The sequence below is a fragment of the Edwardsiella sp. A.80236 genome (assembly GCF_044540725.1).
Taxonomy (GTDB): domain Bacteria; phylum Pseudomonadota; class Gammaproteobacteria; order Enterobacterales; family Enterobacteriaceae; genus Edwardsiella; species Edwardsiella tarda.
In genome coordinates this window covers 1-1,028 of sequence record NZ_JBIUCY010000058.1, presented here as the reverse complement: position 1 = coordinate 1,028, position 1,028 = coordinate 1, and the positions used below count along the sequence as shown (strand labels likewise).

Sequence of the window (1,028 nt, the reverse complement as noted above, 5' to 3'; positions counted from 1 at the left end):
GGAGTGACGGGCACTGGCTGGCAATGTCTAGCAACGGCAGGCATTTCGGCTGAGGGTAAAAGAACTTTCCGCTAAGCGATAGACTGTATGTAAACACAGTATTGCAAGGACGCGGAACATGCCTCATGTGGCGGCCAGGACGGCCAGCCGGGATCGGGATACTGGTCGTTACCAGAGCCACCGACCCGAGCAAACCCTTCTCTATCAGATCGTTGACGAGTATTACCCGGCATTCGCTGCGCTTATGGCAGAGCAGGGAAAGGAATTGCCGGGCTATGTGCAACGGGAATTTGAAGAATTTCTCCAATGCGGGCGGCTGGAGCATGGCTTTCTACGGGTTCGCTGCGAGTCTTGCCACGCCGAGCACCTGGTCGCTTTCAGCTGTAAGCGTCGCGGTTTCTGCCCGAGCTGTGGGGCGCGGCGGATGGCCGAAAGTGCCGCCTTGCTGGTTGATGAAGTACTGCCTGAACAACCCATGCGTCAGTGGGTGTTGAGCTTCCCGTTTCAGCTGCGTTTCCTGTTTGCCAGCCGGCCCGAGATCATGGGGTGGGTGCTGGGCATCGTTTACCGCGTCATTGCCACGCACCTGGTCAAGAAAGCGGGCCATACCCACCAAGTGGCCAAGACGGGCGCGGTCACCCTGATCCAGCGTTTTGGATCGGCGCTCAATCTGAATGTTCACTTCCACATGCTGTTTCTCGACGGTGTGTATGTCGAGCAATCCCACGGCTCAGCGCGTTTCCGCTGGGTCAAGGCGCCGACCAGCCCAGAGCTCACCCAGCTGACGCACACCATCGCCCACCGGGTGGGTCGCTATCTGGAACGGCAAGGCCTGCTGGAACGGGATGTCGAAAACAGCTATCTGGCCTCGGATGCGGTGGATGACGACCCGATGACACCCCTGCTGGGGCACTCGATCACTTACCGTATCGCTGTCGGTTCACAGGCGGGGCGAAAGGTGTTCACTTTGCAAACTCTGCCGACCAGTGGTGATCCGTTCGGTGACGGGATTGGCAAGGTAGCCGGGT

At 59.0% G+C, this 1,028-nt stretch carries 1 pseudogene; it reads left to right on the top strand.

What is annotated here, in order from left to right:
* Window positions 1-118: 118 nt before the first annotated feature.
* Window positions 119-1,028 (top strand): annotated as a pseudogene (locus ACEQFP_RS17455) (IS91-like element ISVsa3 family transposase); the annotation flags it as partial.